The sequence below is a fragment of the Bacillus paramycoides genome (genome assembly GCF_001884235.1).
In the GTDB taxonomy this organism is placed as follows: domain Bacteria; phylum Bacillota; class Bacilli; order Bacillales; family Bacillaceae_G; genus Bacillus_A; species Bacillus_A paramycoides.
In genome coordinates, this window is record NZ_MAOI01000059.1 from 1 (window position 1) to 18,884 (window position 18,884).

The 18,884-nt window shown below is 37.2% G+C and carries 23 protein-coding genes and 1 riboswitch; of the genes, 3 read left to right on the top strand and 20 right to left on the bottom strand.

All coding sequences use genetic code 11. The features are described from left to right. Positions 1–68 precede the first annotated feature (68 nt). From sufB to BAU28_RS08980, 11 genes are all read right to left on the bottom strand, one after another. The gene (sufB, locus tag BAU28_RS08925; RefSeq protein ID WP_002174060.1) at positions 69–1,466 is read right to left on the bottom strand and encodes a Fe-S cluster assembly protein SufB; all 1,398 of its coding nucleotides are present in this window, start codon (positions 1,464–1,466) and stop codon (positions 69–71) included. Between the two features lie 48 nt (positions 1,467–1,514). Continuing rightward, on the bottom strand, positions 1,515–1,946 hold the full coding sequence (gene sufU / locus BAU28_RS08930) for a Fe-S cluster assembly sulfur transfer protein SufU (protein ID WP_000009523.1): 432 nt from the start codon (positions 1,944–1,946) through the stop codon (positions 1,515–1,517). Then, positions 1,936–3,156, bottom strand: coding sequence for a cysteine desulfurase SufS (gene sufS, locus BAU28_RS08935; RefSeq protein ID WP_071718370.1), 1,221 nt, complete (start codon positions 3,154–3,156; stop codon positions 1,936–1,938). The genes sufU and sufS overlap by 11 nt, the downstream gene beginning before the upstream one ends. Beyond that, positions 3,156–4,448, bottom strand: a complete 1,293-nt coding sequence (gene sufD / locus BAU28_RS08940) for a Fe-S cluster assembly protein SufD (protein ID WP_071718371.1) — start codon at positions 4,446–4,448, stop codon at positions 3,156–3,158. Before sufD ends, sufS begins: the two co-directional genes overlap by 1 nt. 15 nt (positions 4,449–4,463) lie before the next feature. Next, positions 4,464–5,249, bottom strand: coding sequence for a Fe-S cluster assembly ATPase SufC (gene sufC / locus BAU28_RS08945; RefSeq protein WP_000929159.1), 786 nt, complete (start codon positions 5,247–5,249; stop codon positions 4,464–4,466). Between the two features lie 238 nt (positions 5,250–5,487). Further along, a complete protein-coding gene (gene metQ, locus BAU28_RS08950) occupies positions 5,488–6,300 on the bottom strand; it encodes a methionine ABC transporter substrate-binding lipoprotein MetQ (protein ID WP_025149602.1) in 813 nt (270 codons plus the stop codon). Positions 6,301–6,322: 22 nt separating this feature from the next. Further along, positions 6,323–6,988, bottom strand: coding sequence for a methionine ABC transporter permease (locus tag BAU28_RS08955; RefSeq protein WP_071718372.1), 666 nt, complete (start codon positions 6,986–6,988; stop codon positions 6,323–6,325). Beyond that, positions 6,981–8,006 (bottom strand): methionine ABC transporter ATP-binding protein, encoded by a 1,026-nt coding sequence (locus tag BAU28_RS08960; protein WP_002174065.1) that lies wholly within the window; start codon positions 8,004–8,006, stop codon positions 6,981–6,983. The genes BAU28_RS08955 and BAU28_RS08960 overlap by 8 nt, the downstream gene beginning before the upstream one ends. Positions 8,007–8,329: 323 nt before the next feature. Further along, positions 8,330–8,437, bottom strand: a riboswitch (SAM riboswitch). Between the two features lie 125 nt (positions 8,438–8,562). Further along, positions 8,563–8,907 carry a hypothetical protein gene (locus BAU28_RS08970; protein ID WP_071718373.1) on the bottom strand — a complete coding sequence of 115 codons (345 nt, stop codon included), beginning with the start codon at positions 8,905–8,907 and terminating at the stop codon, positions 8,563–8,565. Between the two features lie 152 nt (positions 8,908–9,059). Further along, the gene (locus BAU28_RS08975) at positions 9,060–9,368 is read right to left on the bottom strand and encodes a thioredoxin family protein (RefSeq protein WP_083594635.1); all 309 of its coding nucleotides are present in this window, start codon (positions 9,366–9,368) and stop codon (positions 9,060–9,062) included. Positions 9,369–9,371: 3 nt separating this feature from the next. Beyond that, positions 9,372–9,716, bottom strand: coding sequence for a toprim domain-containing protein (locus tag BAU28_RS08980; RefSeq protein ID WP_000640865.1), 345 nt, complete (start codon positions 9,714–9,716; stop codon positions 9,372–9,374). A gap of 67 nt (positions 9,717–9,783) precedes the next feature. Between BAU28_RS08980 and BAU28_RS30355 the strand changes: the two genes are divergently transcribed. Then, positions 9,784–9,933 (top strand): hypothetical protein, encoded by a 150-nt coding sequence (locus BAU28_RS30355; protein ID WP_165615155.1) that lies wholly within the window; start codon positions 9,784–9,786, stop codon positions 9,931–9,933. A 279-nt stretch (positions 9,934–10,212) separates the two neighbouring features. Here the strand turns inward: BAU28_RS30355 and gcvH are convergent, their stop codons facing one another. From gcvH to BAU28_RS08995, 3 genes are all read right to left on the bottom strand, one after another. Beyond that, positions 10,213–10,596, bottom strand: a complete 384-nt coding sequence (gcvH, locus tag BAU28_RS08985) for a glycine cleavage system protein GcvH (RefSeq protein WP_071718374.1) — start codon at positions 10,594–10,596, stop codon at positions 10,213–10,215. 41 nt (positions 10,597–10,637) lie between these two features. Further along, the gene (locus BAU28_RS08990) at positions 10,638–11,003 is read right to left on the bottom strand and encodes an arsenate reductase family protein (RefSeq protein WP_002174068.1); all 366 of its coding nucleotides are present in this window, start codon (positions 11,001–11,003) and stop codon (positions 10,638–10,640) included. Between the two features lie 430 nt (positions 11,004–11,433). Then, positions 11,434–11,961, bottom strand: a complete 528-nt coding sequence (locus BAU28_RS08995) for a hypothetical protein (protein ID WP_071718375.1) — start codon at positions 11,959–11,961, stop codon at positions 11,434–11,436. Positions 11,962–12,085: 124 nt separating this feature from the next. Between BAU28_RS08995 and BAU28_RS09000 the strand changes: the two genes are divergently transcribed. Continuing rightward, positions 12,086–12,733, top strand: coding sequence for a phosphatase PAP2 family protein (locus tag BAU28_RS09000; protein WP_071718376.1), 648 nt, complete (start codon positions 12,086–12,088; stop codon positions 12,731–12,733). A gap of 61 nt (positions 12,734–12,794) precedes the next feature. Here BAU28_RS09000 and BAU28_RS09005 read toward each other — a convergent pair whose 3' ends face one another. The 4 genes from BAU28_RS09005 to BAU28_RS09020 all read right to left on the bottom strand — a co-directional run bounded on the left by BAU28_RS09005 (position 12,795) and on the right by BAU28_RS09020 (position 15,477). Next, positions 12,795–13,808 (bottom strand): PTS sugar transporter subunit IIC, encoded by a 1,014-nt coding sequence (locus tag BAU28_RS09005; protein ID WP_002089394.1) that lies wholly within the window; start codon positions 13,806–13,808, stop codon positions 12,795–12,797. 22 nt (positions 13,809–13,830) lie between these two features. After that, positions 13,831–14,781, bottom strand: a complete 951-nt coding sequence (locus BAU28_RS09010; RefSeq protein WP_071718377.1) for an L-lactate dehydrogenase — start codon at positions 14,779–14,781, stop codon at positions 13,831–13,833. A gap of 248 nt (positions 14,782–15,029) precedes the next feature. After that, a complete protein-coding gene (locus BAU28_RS09015) occupies positions 15,030–15,278 on the bottom strand; it encodes a spore coat protein (protein WP_002174072.1) in 249 nt (82 codons plus the stop codon). 13 nt (positions 15,279–15,291) lie between these two features. Beyond that, the gene (locus BAU28_RS09020; RefSeq protein ID WP_002089398.1) at positions 15,292–15,477 is read right to left on the bottom strand and encodes a hypothetical protein; all 186 of its coding nucleotides are present in this window, start codon (positions 15,475–15,477) and stop codon (positions 15,292–15,294) included. 434 nt (positions 15,478–15,911) lie between these two features. Here BAU28_RS09020 and BAU28_RS31305 point away from each other — a divergent pair, with 434 nt between their 5' ends. Further along, the gene (locus BAU28_RS31305) at positions 15,912–16,040 is read left to right on the top strand and encodes a hypothetical protein (protein ID WP_276327748.1); all 129 of its coding nucleotides are present in this window, start codon (positions 15,912–15,914) and stop codon (positions 16,038–16,040) included. 28 nt (positions 16,041–16,068) lie between these two features. Here BAU28_RS31305 and BAU28_RS09025 read toward each other — a convergent pair whose 3' ends face one another. Both BAU28_RS09025 and BAU28_RS09030 read right to left on the bottom strand, forming a co-directional pair. Then, on the bottom strand, positions 16,069–16,791 hold the full coding sequence (locus tag BAU28_RS09025) for an MBL fold metallo-hydrolase (protein WP_071718378.1): 723 nt from the start codon (positions 16,789–16,791) through the stop codon (positions 16,069–16,071). 115 nt (positions 16,792–16,906) lie between these two features. Next, a complete protein-coding gene (locus BAU28_RS09030) occupies positions 16,907–18,691 on the bottom strand; it encodes an acyl-CoA dehydrogenase family protein (protein WP_071718379.1) in 1,785 nt (594 codons plus the stop codon). Positions 18,692–18,884: the final 193 nt, after the last annotated feature.

The window sequence follows — 18,884 nt, forward strand, 5'->3', positions numbered from 1 at the left end:
ATAAAAAGCATCTTCTGTGCGAAAGAACCTTAGCCAACGGGTCTGAACAGTCGGCTCCGCAGTTCTATTTAACCAATAGAACCTTCCATCTCAAACTTGATTAGGCGGTTCATTTCAACTGCGTATTCCATTGGAAGTTCGCGAGTGAATGGCTCGATGAAGCCCATTACGATCATTTCTGTAGCTTCTTGCTCAGAAATACCGCGGCTCATTAGGTAGAATAATTGTTCTTCTGATACTTTAGATACTTTCGCTTCGTGCTCAAGTGAAACGTAATCGTTTTTGATTTCGTTGTAAGGAATTGTATCAGATGTAGATTGGTTATCCATGATTAACGTGTCACATTCGATGTTAGAGCGAGAGTTTTTCGCTTTTGGTCCGAATTGTACGATACCACGGTAAGTTACTTTACCACCATGCTTCGCAATCGATTTAGAAACGATTGTTGAAGATGTGTTTGGTGCTAAGTGAATCATTTTTGCACCAGCATCTTGGTGTTGGCCTTTACCAGCAATCGCGATAGATAATGTTAAACCACGAGCGCCTTCGCCTTTTAAGATAACTGCTGGGTATTTCATCGTTAATTTAGATCCGATGTTACCGTCAATCCATTCCATCGTTGCGTTTTCTTCACAAACCGCACGTTTTGTAACTAGGTTGTATACGTTGTTCGCCCAGTTTTGGATTGTTGTATAACGGCAATATGCATCTTTCTTAATGATGATTTCTACTACCGCACTATGAAGTGAGTTAGTCGTGTAAACAGGTGCTGTACAACCTTCTACGTAGTGTACGTGTGCGCCTTCGTCTACGATGATAAGCGTACGCTCGAATTGTCCCATATTTTCAGAGTTAATACGGAAATACGCTTGAAGTGGTGTATCAACTTTAATACCTTTTGGAACGTAGATGAATGATCCACCAGACCAAACTGCAGAGTTTAATGCAGAGAATTTGTTGTCCGTTGGTGGGATTACTTTTCCGAAATGCTCACGGAAAATATCTTCGTTCTCTTTTAATGCGCTATCTGTATCTTTGAAGACGATTCCTAGAGCTTCTAGGTCTTCTTTCATGTTGTGGTATACAACTTCAGATTCGTACTGTGCAGATACACCAGCTAAATATTTTTGCTCAGCTTCTGGAATACCTAATTTATCAAATGTCGCTTTAATTTCATCAGGTACTTCATCCCAAGACTTCTCAGATTTCTCAGATGGTTTTACGTAGTACGTAATTTCATCGAAATCTAAGTCGTTTAAGTCGCCGCCCCATTGTGGCATTGGCATTTCATAGAACTTATCCAGTGATTTTAAACGGAAGTCTAACATCCACTGTGGTTCTTCTTTCATACGTGAAATCTCTTCAACGATCTCTTTTGTTAAACCGCGTCCAGCACGGAAAATCGAAACGTCTTTGTCTTTGAAACCATATTTGTAATCGCCGATATCTGGCAGTTGCTTCGCCATGTTGGTATGTCCCTCCTTAGATAACCTCGTTTTTAGGAACCTTTAACATTACTTATCTTCGTTTAAGCCCTTTTCTAACGCTTTCCACGCTAATGTTGCACATTTAATACGTGCTGGGAACTTGCATACGCCTTGTAATGCTTCAATATCTCCTAAATCAATGCTGTCATCATACTCTTTTCCTAGCATCATGTCAGAGAAAATTTTAGAAAGCTGAAGTGCCTCTTCAATTTTCTTTCCTTTTACTGCTTGTGTCATCATCGAAGCTGAAGACATTGAGATTGAACATCCTTCGCCTTCAAACTTCGCCTCTTGTACAATACCCTCTTCTACTTTCATCGTAAGTTGAATACGATCGCCGCAAGTTGGATTGTTCAAGTTAACAGTAACACTATCTTCTAATACGCCATGGTTACGAGGATTTTTGTAATGATCCATAATAACTTGACGATATAACGTATCTAAATTATTAAATGACATTTGTGAAATACTCCTTTGTCTTGATTAGCGATTCAACAAATGTATCAATTTCTTCTTTTGTATTATATAAATAGAAGCTCGCACGTGCTGTTGAAGAAGCTTTCAGCCACTTCATAAGCGGTTGTGCACAGTGATGTCCTGCGCGAACCGCAATGCCTTCTACATCCAATACTGTTGCTACATCGTGAGGATGTACGTCTTCAATATTAAATGTAACGAGACCAGCGCGATGCTTTGGACCATAAATTGTAACGCCATCTACTTCTGATAGTCTTTCTAAAGCGTATTGCGCTAATTCATGTTCATGCTTTTCAATATTATCAAGACCGATTTCTTCTAGGAAATCAATTGCCGCACCAAGTCCGATTGCATTACCGATAATCGGTGTACCTGCTTCAAACTTCCACGGAAGCTCTTTCCAAGTAGATTCTTGTAAATCTACGAAATCAATCATTTCACCGCCAAATTCAATTGGCTCCATATTGTTCAGCAATTCTTTCTTACCATATAATACGCCGATACCTGTAGGTCCGCACATCTTATGAGCAGATAATGCGTAGAAATCACAGTTTAAATCTTGTACATCTACTTTCATATGAGGTGTACTTTGTGCACCATCAACGACCATAATTGCACCGTTTTCGTGTGCGATTGCTCCAATTTCTTTTACAGGGTTAATCGTTCCAAGTACGTTTGATACATACATGATTGAAACGATTTTTGTATTCGGTGTAATTGTTTGACGAGCATCTTCAATTGAGATTGTCCCGTCTGGTTGAAGCGGAAGGTATTTTAAAGTTGCGCCAGTTTTCTTCGCAACTTGTTGCCACGGAATGATGTTACTATGGTGCTCCATGTAAGAGATAACGATTTCGTCGCCTTCTTTTACATTATCAAGACCATAGCTCGCTGCTACTGTATTTAATGCAGTTGTCGTCCCACGTGTGAAAATAATCTCTTCCATTGATTTCGCGTTAATAAACTTGCGAACTTTCTCACGTGCACCTTCATACGCGTCGGTAGCTTTCGTACCGAGCGTATGAACACCGCGATGCACGTTAGAATTATATTCTTTATAGTAACGTTCTAACGTTTCAATGACTTGAATTGGTTTTTGAGAAGTTGCTGCACTATCGAAATAAACAAGTTGTTTGCCGTTCACTTTTTGATCAAGAATTGGAAACTGTTTGCGTATTTCATGAATATTCATTAGCGAACTTTCCTTTCAATTACCTCAACAAGCTGTGCTTTTACTCCTTCAATTGGAAGCTCATTTACTACAGGTGCTAAGAATCCATGGATGACTAAACGTTCTGCTTCGCGTTTTGGAATACCACGGCTCATTAAGTAGTATAGTTGGGTTGGATCTACGCGACCTACTGAAGCTGCGTGACCTGCCATTACATCATCTTCGTCAATTAAAAGAATTGGGTTTGCATCACCGCGAGCTTTCTCGTCTAACATAAGAACGCGAGAAGATTGTTGTGCATTTGATTTAGATGCACCATGTTCAATCTTACCAATTCCGTTAAAGATAGATGTTGCACTATCTTTTTGTACACCGTGTTTTAAGATGAAACCTTCAGAGTGTTTACCGAAGTGAACAACTTTAGTTGTAAAGTTTTGTGTTTGGTTACCACGGCCAATTGTTACTGTTTTCGTATCAGCAAATGAACCGTCGCCCATTAAGTTCGTTACGTTCTCTGAAATTGTGTTTCCGTCATTCATAAGACCTAAAGCCCAATCAACACGGCCGTCGCGTCCTACAACACCGCGGCGGTTAACGTAAGTTGTTACGTCTTTTGCTAATAGATCAACCGCACCGAATTTCACTTGTGCGCCTTGTTCCACGATTACTTCTGCTACGATATTTGCAATACCTTTAGCATTTTCATTTGCAACGTAGTTTTCTACATAAGTTGCAGTACTGTTCGCATCAGCTACGAATAATACGTGGTTATATACGTTAGCTTCTTCACCGTCTACTAAAAATACAGCTTGAAGTGGAGTTTCAAGAACAACGTTTTTCGGAACATATACGAATGCACCGCCGTTGATTAATGCAGCATGAAGTGCAGTTAGACGATGCTCGTCTACTTTCACGCCGTCTTTCATTAAGTACTTTTGTACTAGTTCAGCATGCTCAGTTGCAGCTGTTACGATGTCTGTAAAAATAACACCTTTTTCTTTTGCTTCGTTTGCTAAAGAAACGAACGCAGTTGTACCAGTACGTTGTACTAATACGCTGTTATTTTCATCGATTAAGTTTTTCACTGCTTCTGGAAGCTCTGTTAAAGAACTTACAGGCTCTTGCTTAGCAGTGTCGCCTTTTCCGATAAAGTCCCATTTTTCAATTTTCGTTTTATCAGGCGTTGGCATTGGAAGTTCAGTTGCTTGTGCAAGAGCTTGTAAGCGGAACTCAGTCAACCAAGCAGCTTCGTTTACTTCGCTTGCGCGCTGACGGATTGTTTCTTGATCGAAAGGTAATGTACCGATTGTCATGTTTATGCTCCTCTCTTACGCTTCTTGCTCTGCTGTTTCGTCTTCAATACCTAATTCTTTTTTAATCCAATCGTAACCTTCAGCTTCTAGACGTTGTGCAAGCTCAGGACCACCAGATTTAACAATGCGACCGTTCATCATAACGTGAACGAAGTCTGGAGTGATGTAGTTTAATAAACGTTGGTAATGCGTAATCATTAGGCAACCGAACTCTTCGCCGCGCATTTCGTTAATACCTTTAGATACAACTTTTAACGCATCGATATCAAGACCTGAGTCGATTTCGTCTAAGATTGCGATTTTTGGCTCAATCATCATTAATTGAAGAATTTCGTTACGTTTTTTCTCACCGCCAGAGAAACCTTCGTTTAAGTAACGTTGTGCCATTTCTGGATCCATTTCTAGGAATTCCATGTTTTTATCTAATGTACGGATAAATTTCATAAGAGAAATTTCATCGCCTTCTTCACGACGTGCGTTAATTGCAGAACGTAAGAAGTCAGCGTTTGTTACTCCGCTAATTTCACTTGGATATTGCATTGCTAGGAATAGACCTGCTTGTGCGCGCTCGTCTACTTCCATTTCTAATACATCTTCACCGTCGATGATGATGCTACCTTCTGTTACTTCATACTTTGGGTGACCCATAATCGCAGAAGATAAAGTTGATTTACCTGTTCCGTTAGGTCCCATAATTGCGTGGATTTCTCCACCTTTTACTTCAAGGTTTACACCTTTTAAAATTTCTTTGCCATCGATTGATACGTGTAAGTCTTTAACCGTTAATGTAGAACCAGCCATCTCAATACCTCCATTAATCCTCTATATACATTTTAAAAGTTCCTAAAACGTTCATATTCTCATTTTATTCTCATTCTAATTTTATATCAAATAAAATGATATCGCAAACCACTAAAAAAAGTAACAATTTTTTCACAAATGTATATAAGTATTTCCTTTGCATCTTTATATGATACACCTTTCTTCTTATATATATAAAGAAAAAAGGACTGGTAATTTCCCAGTCCTTTCCTTGTATTTATTCACTTAAAGGAAGCACAGCACCTTTATATTCTTTCTTAATAAAATCTTGAATTTCTTTTGAATGCAGTACTTCTACTAGCTCTTTAATTTCTTTTTTATCTTTATCACCTTTACGAACAACTACTACGTTTGCGTACGGTGAATCATTTCCTTCAATTGCAATTGCATCTTTTTCTGGGTTTAACTTCGCATCAATTGCATAGTTAGAGTTAATTAGAACAGCGTCGCCTTCTTTATTGTTATACACTTGTGGTAATAAACCAGGCTCAATATCTGTTTTGAATTTTAGATTTTTCGGATTATCTGCAATATCTTTTGGAGTTGCATTAACTGGATCTATTCCGTCTTTAATTTTTAAAATGCCTTCTTTTTGCAAAATTGCTAAACCACGTCCATGGTCGGTAACAGAATTACTCATAATAATTGTCGCCCCGTCTGGAAGCTCTTTTAAGCTCTTATATTTTTGAGAGTATACGCCAATTGGTTCTAAATGAATTTTTCCCGCTATTTCAAAATCATATTTCTTATCTTTAATTTCTTTTTCTAAATACGGAATGTGCTGGAAGTAGTTTGCATCTATTTCCTTATCCGCTAACGATTTATTCGGTAACACGTAGTCTTGGAATTTTTTAATTTCTAAATCAATTCCTTTTTTCTCAAGTAACGGCTTTGCCTTTTCTAAAATAACAGCGTGCGGTACGTTAGAAGCCCCAACAACTAGTTTCTTTTCATCTTTATCTTTTCCACCGCAAGCAGCTAACCCAAAAATTGAAGTTGAAATAAGTGCTGTAAGTAATAATTTTTTCATTTAAAATACCCTCCCGTTTTCATTATCTTTTATCTATTCGAGTCGTTACGTTATCACCAATCCACTGAATTAAAAATACAACTAGCAATACACAAATTGTTGCGACGATTGTCACATTGTTATTACCACGCTGGAATCCTTCTAGGTAAGCAAGTGTTCCAAGGCCACCAGCACCAACAACACCTGCCATTGCCGTATAGCCTACTAACGCAATTGTCGTTACCGTAATACCAGATACTAATGCTGGTAACGATTCTGGAATTAACACTTTCAAAATAATTGTGCTTGTTTTTGCACCCATCGCTTTTGAAGCTTCAATTACACCTTTATCAATTTCACGAAGTGCAATCTCAACCATTCTTGCGTAAAACGGTGCTGCACCGATAATTAAAGCTGGCAATGCTGCACTTGCTCCAAGAATTGTTCCAAGAAGAATCTTTGTGAACGGAATTAATAAAATAATTAAAATGATGAATGGTATAGAGCGGAAAATGTTTACGAATGCTCCAATCACCGTATTAATTGCTTTGTTTTCCCATAAATTATCTTTCGCTGTCATAAAGAGTAATAGTCCTAAAATAAGTCCTAAAACAAATGTGGCAAGCGCTGCGATTGCCGTCATATATAGTGTTTCACCTGTTGCTTCTAACATTTGATTCCAATCAACATTTGCAAGTAACTTATCCATGAGCAATCACCTCCAGCTCTACTTGATCTTGATGTATTCCCTCTATCGCTTGCTGGATCGCTGTTTCCTCACCATTTAAATGAACAACTAAACTTCCATAAGAACCGTTATTCGTTTGTGCGATATTCCCTTGCAAAATGCTAACTTCTATATCACTGCGCTGCATTAACCTTTGAAGTACCGGTCTTTCTACTGCCTCACCGATAAACTGCAAGCGAATTACTTTTCCATCTGGGTATTTTTCAATTAAACTTTCAATCGTTTCATTCGTATCTTCAGAATCAGTTAACTGCTGTACAAATCGTTTTGTAATGTCTTGCTGTGGGTTACGGAACACATCAAGTACAGGACCACTTTCTACAATCTTTCCTCTCTCCATTACCGCAACGCGATTACAAATCTTTCGAATAACGTGCATCTCATGCGTAATCAATACAATTGTTAAACCGAGACGCTTATTAATATCTAACAATAAATCTAAAATTTGATCTGTCGTTTCCGGATCAAGAGCTGACGTTGCTTCGTCACATAAAAGTACTTGCGGATTATTAGCTAACGCTCTTGCAATCCCGACGCGCTGCTTTTGTCCACCACTTAGCTGAGATGGGTATGCATCGCCTCTTCCTTCTAATCCAACAAGATGAATTAACTCATCGACACGTTTTCTTCTCTCCGCCTTATCAACACCTGCAATTTCAAGTGGGAATGCGATATTTTCACGAACAGTTCGTGACCAAAGTAAGTTAAAATGTTGAAAAATCATTCCGATTTCCTGTCGCGCCTTACGAAGTTCATTTCCAGTAATCGCTGAAATCACACGATTTGCAATCGTAATTTGACCAGACGTTGGTTTCTCTAACTGATTAAACAATCGGATTAAAGAACTTTTCCCAGCGCCACTATATCCGATAACACCAAAGATCTCACCTTTCTCTATTTTTAAGTTGGCGTTATCTACAGCAGTGACATCACCGCTTTTTGACTTATATATTTTCTTTACATTTTCTAATAAGATCATGATGTTCACCCCTTTTTTTAATAAAAAGCGCAAGCGGCTCGCTTAGAACAAGAGGGCGTTGGAATCCCTGACGTAGAGGCGCTTTTTGCCTCATAGGAAGGGATGAAACGACCGACTGTTCTAGCCGCTGGAGCTAGATTTCATAAAAAGCGCAAGCGGCTCTTTTAGATTTACTCCGCAATTTTTTATTTTTAATGCATGTAATCTATCGCTATTGCTCATCTTGTTGTTTGAATGTCCTCCACATTCAAACAACAAAAAAACCTTTCCGCTTTTAGAGAAGCAGAAAGGTTTATATGCGTATATAACAACATTATCCCTCTCTCTCATCTCTCAAAGCATTTGCTTTGCAGGAATTGGCACCATTTCAACATAAGTTGACGGTTGCCGGGCTTCACAGGGCACAGTCCCTCCACCTCTCTTGATAAGAGAAATCAGATTAAATTTTCGTCTGATTTAAAATTTATGAAATTGTCTATATTTTATGAATTGAATTCTATCAACATCTACACGCCGTGTCAACAGAAATTTTCACAAAAAAAGAAACTTCAGAATTTTAAGCTCCCACTGACATCGGTTTACATATATGAAACATTGATTCAACTAATAGCATCGTTCGATACGTTCCTGAATATTGTACTCTTCCATCACTCACCAACGTTTGCAACCTTATATTTCCAGTCACTAATTTTTGAACATCCTCTTCCTCTAAGCAGACGATTTGTTCCGTTCCTCTCGCCTCTTTCAAAAGTTCTATATAATCTCTTGAAATTTGTAATGAACAACATTCATCTCCAAATCGAAAATTAACAGTTCTTTCTCCTTGCCTTAAAAGCGGTTCTAAATGATATTGATCATTAGCGTAATTTACAAATGATTGAAGCAAAGAATATAATTTCACCCTAAATCACATCCTTCATATCACTTTCTATTACATACCATTCCCTCTCACTAAAGAGCAATCCTGTTACTTTCGCTCGACAAATACTGTATCCATCACGCATCTCGACATATTTCCCAAGAAATATGTCGAGGCGGCAAAAACTTTGCCGCCTACTTTAACTCCGTATATAAATATTCAACCGAATGAAATGCATATATCTTCTTCATCAGTGTCCCATTTTCAAAAAGAAGTAAACAAGGTACACTTTCTATCCCATACTCTTTCGCAAAATGCGGAGCATAATTTAAATCTAACATTCCAATTTTCAAATCTTCAATCGTCATCTCAACGACCGTTAACATCTTCTTTGCTAATTGGCATGTTCCACACATTGGTGTATACACATATAACACTGTTTTTTCTTCGTTTTCTATTAGGGCTGTAGCTTCGGCTCCTGTCCAGTCAATCACTTCTATCATTCCTTACCGTAAATATTCTGTATAAACGTCAATGTCAGCTCCCCATAATACATTTGCTAAATGTGAAGAAGGCGCAGTCGCCACCTCGCGATACGAGCGATCAATATAAATATGCTCTGCTTGCGGAAATTCTTTTCGGAATTGTTTTCTTAACTTTTCTCCTGCATCATCAGCATCCACTAGCACATACACATCTTTATCAAAAAACTGATCAATGAGCTCATCCATTTTCGACAAACCAATTGTACCATTTGTACAAACAATTTCCACCGGTTCACGAATAATAGATTCAATCTTTCTTCTGTCCGATTTACCTTCTACAATAATGACTTTTTCCACATAAATCATATGTCATCACCCGATCACCATATACTATACAACCTTTAACTTAGTATATAGTATATTCGTTATTTTCATGTTGTTTCCTGTTTATTTTTGCAAAAGAAAAGCGGAAGCGGCTCGTTCAGATTGTGAGGGGGATGGAGCTTCTGACGTAGAGGCGCTTTTTGCCTCGCAGGAAGAAGCGAAGCCACCGAACAATCTAGCCGCTGGAGCTGGACAATAAAGAAAAGCGGAACCGACTGTTTAGCCCTGTTGGCTAAGGTTCTTTCGCACAGAAGACGCTTTTTGTCTTCTCGTGCAGAAGGTTCTTAGACATGAAGGGCTAGGAGGTGGAGCTAGACAATGAAAAGCGCATACGGCGCGCTCAGCATGAAACCTCAACGAAAAAAGTTTTTTCAAAAACGTTCTCCTACATGATAATTAATATATGTATGTTCAAACTCATTATGTAACACACAAAAAAAAGGACAGCACAAAGGCTGTCCTTTCTCTTCGACTATAATTAGTCTTGGTTTGTCATTTCTGCATATTTTTCTGCAGTTAATAACTTCTCAACTTGGCTTGCATCAGAAAGTTCAACTTTAACCATCCATGCACCCTCGTATGGAGATTCGTTAACAAGTTCTGGTTGGTCACTTAATTCTTCGTTTACTGCTACAACTTTACCACTTACAGGTGCGTATAATTCAGAAACTGTTTTAACAGATTCTACGCTTCCGAATGGCTCGCCAGCTTCGATTGTTGCACCTACTTCAGGAAGTTCAACGAATACGATATCGCCTAACTCACCTTGCGCAAAATGAGTAATACCGATAACAACCTCATTACCTTCTGTTTTTACCCATTCGTGTTCTTCAGAGTAACGTAAATTATTTGGAATGCTCATGACTGTACCTCCAGTGAATGTATTAATTATGTAAAAATACCTTATTGGTACTTTTTCCACACACTTTCAAACTGCTCTTCGTTAAAACCAAGTGTTACATTCGTTCCATCTGTTACAATTGGACGTTTAATTAACATGCCATCAGATGCTAAAAGCTCGTACATTTCGTCTTCGCTCGCATCATTTAACTTATCTTTTAGGCCAAGTTCGCGGTAACGCATTCCACTTGTATTAAAGAATTTTTTTAATGGCAATTCACTTTTCTCGTGTAAATTACGTAAATCTTCTTTTGACGGTGGATTTTCAACAATATGAATCATCTCATATGCTACATCGTTTGCCTCAAACCATTTTTTTGCTTTTTGACATGTGCCACACTTTGGATATGAATAAAATGTTACTGTCATAAATTCACCTACTTTTTTACTAACCTTTACCCTTATCATATAGAAAACATTTTATTATTTCAAACGATTATTCGCTAAACTTTTACTTATTTCGTGATAATTTTTAATAATCCTGCAAATTTTTCTTATTTTTCCGCCATTTATAAGAAAAAAATAAATATATAATTTTTTCTTCACATTCCCTTTCCCCCTCCTTAACCCGAACATACATCTTAAACAAACGTTTATTTAATTTCATATTTTCTACATCAACCTTTTGAAAACATAGATCCTTTCATACCGAACATATACCTTAAACAAACGTTTATTTAATTTCACATTTTTCTATAGTAACCTTTGAAATACATAGATCCTTTCGTGCCGAACATACCCCTTAAACAAACGTTTATTTAAAATAAAAAATAAGAAGCCTCATTTATGGGCTCCTTCATCATCTACTTAAATAATCTGCAATTGTTTGAAATACTAATATATACATATTATGAATATTTTGATCCGAAACAGTATCATTATATAATCCCATACCCCAATATTGCCCCTCACTGCTTCCCATATTTACAAATCCTTGTGTATACATCATTGCTTCATCCTTCGGGGCATTGTCATAATCTAAAGCTTTTTTAGTAAAAATCAAATATGGTCTATCCTGTAAACCGATAAAAAACACTGGCTTCTTTAATGATAAAAATAAGTCCGTATACTGTTCCTTCGATGCTTCTTGAAAATATTCTTTCATGACGAGAAAACCATCAACTTTTGCTGATTTCTCCTGCATCTCTTCTAATTTTACGCTTTCAAATTTTATATTTCTAAATGTATCTTTCGGTTTTTCACCAACAACTCCAATTACGAGTGCTCTCCCGTTATATTCTAATTTCTCTCCTTCTTTATTCTTTGCACACCCAGTACCCACCAGGCATAACAATATAAAAGCTAAGAAATAAAATGAACGCTTCATTTAGCACCCTCTCCCTCTTTTAAGTCAAGTGACAAAAATGTAAGGTGAATTCGATAGCCCAATTGGATTTTCTATATTATAATCAATTGAATTTACTTACATTACTAAAACATAGGAGATTATCATGAAGAAATTTAAACTTTCATCTTTTCTTCCGTTAAGTTATATACTTCTACTCGTACTCGTAAGTCCCCTTTACGATGTATTAAATAAATCCTCTGTTCACGCAGTAAACGTCACAACTATAGTAGACAATTGGATTCCATTTGTGAAAGCATTTATTATTCCTTATTTACTTTGGTTTCCATACTTATACGGTGCACTTATTTATTACTGTTTTGCTGATCGAAAGCAATATTACGTCACTTTAAGTAGTGTAATTCTTGGAAAACTTGCTTGTTTTTCTATTTATTATTTTTGGCAGACAACTGTACCACGTCCAACTGTCGTTGGAACAGACGTATTTTCCGAACTAGTCCGCTATATCTATAGTATTGATCAACCAGTAAACTGTTTCCCTAGCATTCACGTTCTTACAACATTTGTAATTATGTTAGCTGCCTTTAAGCGTAGAGAACAGCATGCTTTTGAATATTACATCCTTACGTTCTTTGGTACGCTTATCATTTTATCAACATTATTTACGAAGCAGCATGCATTCGTAGATGCCGTTTCTGGTATGCTACTCGCGGGTATACTATACTTCGGTGTTCAACTCTTGTTAGCAAAAGAAACAGTGACAGTTCCCGTGAAACAAAATCATAAAATGTAACTAAAAAAGCAGACTGTGGCTTCTTCAGTCTGCTTTTATCTATATTAAGGAGATTTTCAAATTAAGATTGCGGTACAGTCATATCACCTGAATGGATACGACCTGCTTTTTTAAGAGCAATGTAAAGTATATAAGAAACAGCTACTGGGATGATGATATAAGTGATTACCATCGCTGGGACAACCTCCCACCCTTGGCTGGAAATTAAATTAATTGGTGCGATAAGAGAACTTAATCCAAGTCCAGCAATTTCTTTTCCTGCTTCTAGTTGGAAAATTAATGCTGATACCGGGCCGACTATAGCGCTGGCGACGACAGTTGGGACGAGAATCATTGGGTTTTTAGTAATGTTCGGCAACTGTACTTTTGGAGTACAAAGTGCCTGAGCTAATATGCCACCTAAATTATTTTCTTTCGCTGAAATAACAGAGAATCCGATAAATTGAGCAACACATCCTGCAAGTGCTGCACCTCCTGCAACACCATCTAAGCTAAGTGCTATCGCTAAAGCAGCTGATGAAGCTGGAGAGATAAGTAACAATCCCCAAACTACAGCAATCACGATAGAAGCGATAAATGGGCTACCAGCTGAACTATCTTTAATGAATGCTCCAACTGTATTTAAAACTGGGCTAATATTTTGAGCTAACCAAATACCGACTAAACCAGAACCTAGTATCGCTGCAAATGGAACGAGCATCATATCTAAAGCAGTTTTTCCACTTAATCGTTTACCAATATAAACTGCTAAAGTCGCTGTTAATAATGCACCGATTGGTTCACCTGTTTTAATGATAAGACCAGCTTCAGTAATTGAAATTGATCCAGCTCCAATTGCTCCAGCTACCATCGCCGAAAAGATTACGAGCCCGTTTGCACCGAGCATAAAAGCAATCCCGGCTCCAATTGCTGGTGCCATAAGTGATTTTGCAACAACCCCGATTGTAATAAGTAGTGGGATATCAACAATTCTCCCTATATTTTCGATCAGTAAACCAATTCCAAGGGATACGAAAATACCCTGTGCGATTCCGGCAGATGCTTTAAACACACGAGACATTATATATTCCTTCATTTGTTTCACCTTCTTCTATAAGTTAGTAACCAATTGTCTTCATATAATCGCGTAAAACATCGTTTGATTTTGCAAAGCGACTTTCTTCATCTTCTGATAAGTTCAGCTCTACAACTTCCCTTACACCGCCTCTAGTAATAATTGCTGGTACTCCTGTACAAATATCGTATTCGCCATATTCACCATCTAAAATAGCTGAAACAGCGATAACACGGTGATCATCATTGAAAATTGAACGAGCAATATAAGCTAAAGAATTTCCAATTCCGTAATAAGTAGTTCCTTTACGTTTATAAATTTCCCACCCAGCTTTTGCAGTTTTCTCAACAATTTCATCTAAATCTATCTCACCTAAACGTTCTTTTTGTTCCTCTAAAATTTGTAGAATTGGCTTTCCACCAACAGTTACGTGAGACCAAGCAACCATTTGAGAATCACCATGTTCTCCTAATGAATATCCATGAATGCTACGAGGATCTACCCCTAACATCTCAGATAAAATAGTTCTTAAGCGAGAAGAATCTAATGATGTACCAGTACCAAGCACACGATTTCTTGGTACACCAGATAATTTCCAAACTTGATATGTAATAATGTCAACTGGGTTCGATGCGATTAAGAAAATGCCATTAAATCCACTTTCCATTACGCCATTTACGACACTTTCCATAATCTTTGCGCTTGCTCCTAAAGTATCTAAACGACTTTGTCCGGGCTTCGGTGCTGGTCCTGCTGTAATAATTACAATGTCCATATCTTTGCAGTCTTCATAGCTTCCTGCATATACTTTTGTTCTTGTATTTGTAAAGTTAATGCAGTGCGATAAGTCCATCGCTTCTCCAACTGCACGTTCATGATTTATATCAATTAATAATAGCTCTTCGCAAATACCTTGGTTTACAATGGAGTACGCACAGCTTGATCCAACTAATCCAGTACCGATAATTGCAATTTTTCTTGTATTTCTATTCATGGCAATCCCCCCAATTGATCATGTAATCTATTTCTTTTGTTCTTTACACTCTTAATTATAGAGATTCTCACAGTAGAAACCATGGATACTTTGTGAAAAGTTGAACAAAGTTTTTGTCCTTTTTGTGAAATGCTATATTTTATTTTCGTCATATTTGTTACAACTGGAAAAATATTTCTTTTGTATTTATTGACATATACAAAAATAAAAAAAACGAGCGAATCCATTCGCTCGTTTTTTTCATCGTACTATTCGGCACTTAATTGACTTTTTAATTGTTGGACAATCATTTGATTGGCAGGTGCAGCTGGTTTATAATAGTTTTTTTGCTTTGCGTATTCATACATATTACGTTGACGCATTTCATCTTGATTACGAATTTGAATTAAAGTTTGATGTAACTGTTCATTATCAGACTGAGAAATATAATTTGCATAACTTGTTAAACTTGCATTTAATCCTGCTAAATAATCATTTACCATATCTTTTTCATTCATCTTTCGCTTCCTCCTATCCTAAAAAAGTCATTAGTTGTTGCTTCGTATTTCGTGCATCTTGTGCATCCTTCTCAAGCATTTGCTTTAACTGCGGGTCCGTACAAGCCTGTGCATACTGTTCTAACTTGTTAATAATTGTTGCGTGTCCACCGATCAAATGACGTAAGTTTTCCACTTCAAGCTCTGTTAAATTTTGCATAGAATACTCCTACCTTTCTTTGTTCATTCAATATTAGTATTTAGTTCTTTTGGGATTGTATGCATGGATTAACTTTTTCACATGTAAACAAAATAAAAGATGAATAGCTAAGCCATTCATCTTTTATGCTAAATATTTATTCAATATTATAGAGATACAATCATACTTATACTCACAAGTCCGTTCCATAATTAAAATCCTTTAATGTAAACATAAAGATGATATAACGAGATTTTTAAAAAGAATAATATGCAATTTTACATATCACAAAAGCTTTGCATTCTATAGTTTTAGAAATTAAATTACTATATAATAATTATTAAATGAAAACTCAAAATTTTAAAACACCTCTTACTATTTGTCATTACACCACCTTACTTGTTCATCATGATTCTCACTGCATATAAAATTTATGAATAAAAGGAGAGATACACATGAAAACACATGATTTCCTTACAAAAGTGCAAAATAGCTATGAACCTAACCCAAGCCAAGATGCTCAAGTTTTTATATTATTTAGCTTCCTCTTAGCTATATACACATTTTTAAAACCCGCAAAATAATATCATCCAGCAAAAAAGAGCCTCTATATTATTTGAGGCTCTTCCTTGTTAAATTCCGTTCCGCTTCTTCAATCGCTCTTTGCATTTGCAATAATGGATCTTTAATCATCTTCCCGTGACCTGTCGCCAATATAGACGGCTTATACTCCAGCAATTTCTGAGCGCTTGTTAATGCAACTTTTGCATCCCATGTACCAAACATAGGAAACGGAAAAAGCCACTTCAATTGTCCTGCTACCGCCACTCCTCCTCTCGTTTGAAATGCATCTCCAACAATGAGTGCATCATTTCTCGTGTCTAAAAACGCCATTGATCCTGGTGTATGACCTGGAGCTGCAATCGCTACAAGAGAACCAATTTTATCTCCCTCTTGAAGAAGAATATCTGGAATCGTCTTTATTTTTTTTGACACACTCACTTTTACCTGCGTGCCTGGTTCCCCTAGTTGCAGCGACAAATCTCCTTCAAGTAAACGAGCATCTCTTTTAGAAATATAGACTGGAATATCCGGCAGTTCTTGTTTTATAGCATCAAGCGCTCCTACATGATCATCATGTGCATGTGTAATAACAATATTCGTAATCGGTTTCCCTATTTTTCGAGCCGAATCTAAAATCTTCTTTGCACAAAATGGTAAAGCTGCGTCAATTAAAGTTAATCCTGTTTCTTCTTCGACAAAATAACAGTTAATCGGAAATAGGCGCGGTAAAAATGCTATTTGATGAACTGTTTCTCCTCTTATTAACTTCATCTCCTTTACCTCCATAAAAAAAACCGTTTACAAATACATATGTAAAACAACCCTTTTCAAGAATCTATCAATAAAAAAACCAGTAGCCATAAGGCCACTGGTTCTCTCTCATCTATTAAACTGTGTAACGCTCATCTTCTAAAATTTTCGCAGCGATTTCACGTTTCTTCGGAATTACGTTAAGTGGTGTGTGGCGAGTTAGTTTGCGTAGTGATGATAACATCATGCGCAGCATGTCGCCGTTTTCAACTGCGATAAGTGTTTCTTTCGCGTCTGCTTCAATTTCGTTGAATGCTTCTTGGCAGAATACTTCAGTGTATAACACTTTTTGTTTATTCTTTTCAAGACCAGTTGTTTTAATTGCTTTTTCTGTGCGAAGAACAGCAGATTCCATCGCATAAAGGTTGCTTACGATGTCAGCGATATTCACAAGAATTTCTTGCTCTTTATCTAATGCTTTACCGTATTTTTGAGCAGCTAACCCAGCTACCATTAAACCGATTTTCTTCGCGTTATTTACTAAATACTTTTGAAGTGCTAATGGCCCATCGCCTACTTCTTCTGGCATCATCATCATTAACTCTTCTTGTAATTTTTGTGCTTTTTGTAGTAATGGTAATTCACCTTTCATCGCTTTACGTAAGAACGTACCTGGTACGATTAGGCGGTTAATTTCGTTCGTACCTTCGAAAATACGGTTAATACGAGAATCGCGGTACATTCTTTCAATCTCGTACTCTGCCATAAATCCATAACCACCGTGAATTTGAACACCTTCATCTACTGTATAATCTAACACTTCAGAACCGAATACTTTATTTAAAGAGCACTCGATCGCATATTCAGCGATAGAAGCTGCTACTGCTTTACCATCTTTTACTTCTTCTTCAGATAATGTGCTCATACGGCTTTCGAATAAACCTACTGTACGATATACAGAGCTTTCAGCTGCATATGTTTTCGCTGCCATATTCGCAAGTTTCTCTTGAATTAATGGGAAGCGAGCGATTGGTTGTTTGAACTGTTGACGTTGGTTTGCATATTGTGCTGAAATTTCTACTGCACGTTTCGCAGATCCAACTGTACCAACACCTAATTTATAACGGCCGATATTTAAAATGTTGAACGCGATAATATGACCTTTACCGATTTCACCAAGTAAGTTTTCTTTCGGTACTAATGCATCTTCTAAAATTAACGTACGAGTTGAAGAACATTTAATACCCATTTTCTTTTCTTCTGGGCTTGTAGATACGCCAGCATACTCTTTCTCTACGATAAATGCTGAGAAATGCTCGCCATCTATTTTTGCATATACAACAAATACATCAGCGAATGCAGAGTTTGTAATCCATTGTTTTTCACCATTTAATACGTAATGTGTACCTTCTGCATTTAAACGTGCAGTTGTTTTTGCACCTAAAGCGTCAGATCCAGAACCTGGCTCAGTTAATGCATATGCAGCTAATTTTTCACCAGTTGCAAGTAGTGGTAAATATTTTTTCTTTTGCTCTTCGTTACCGAATAATACAATTGGTAAAGATCCGATACCAACGTGAGCACCGTGAGTAATTGCAAAGCCACCAGCGCGAGAGAATTTCTCTGCGATTAACGCTGAACTTACTTTATCAAGGCCAATTCCGCCGTACTCTTCTGGTACGTCAGCGCCTAATAAACCAAGTTCACCAGCTTCTTTTAAAAGGCGAACAGAACGATCAAATTCGTGTTGCTCTAAATATTCAAGCTCTGGAAGAACTTCATTTACGATAAAGTCCTCTGTCGTTTTTGCAATCATTTTATGCTCAGATGAAAAATCTTCTGGCGTAAACACTTGATCAATTGTAATCTCATCAACTAAAAAGCTACCGCCTTTAACTGCACTTCCTACTGTTTTTTCCATGAAAATTTCCTCCTTCATATTTTCATAAGCCGCTTCTCTCGCTTTGAAAGAAGCTGGCTCTCCCTTTTATTTTTTATAAGCCTTTGTTGCTTCCATTCTTTACTTTAGCGTCCTCTTGTTCTGAGCGAGCCGCTTCCACTTTTTTTATAATCTAGTTCCGGCGGCTAGAACAGTCGGCCGTTTCACCACTTCC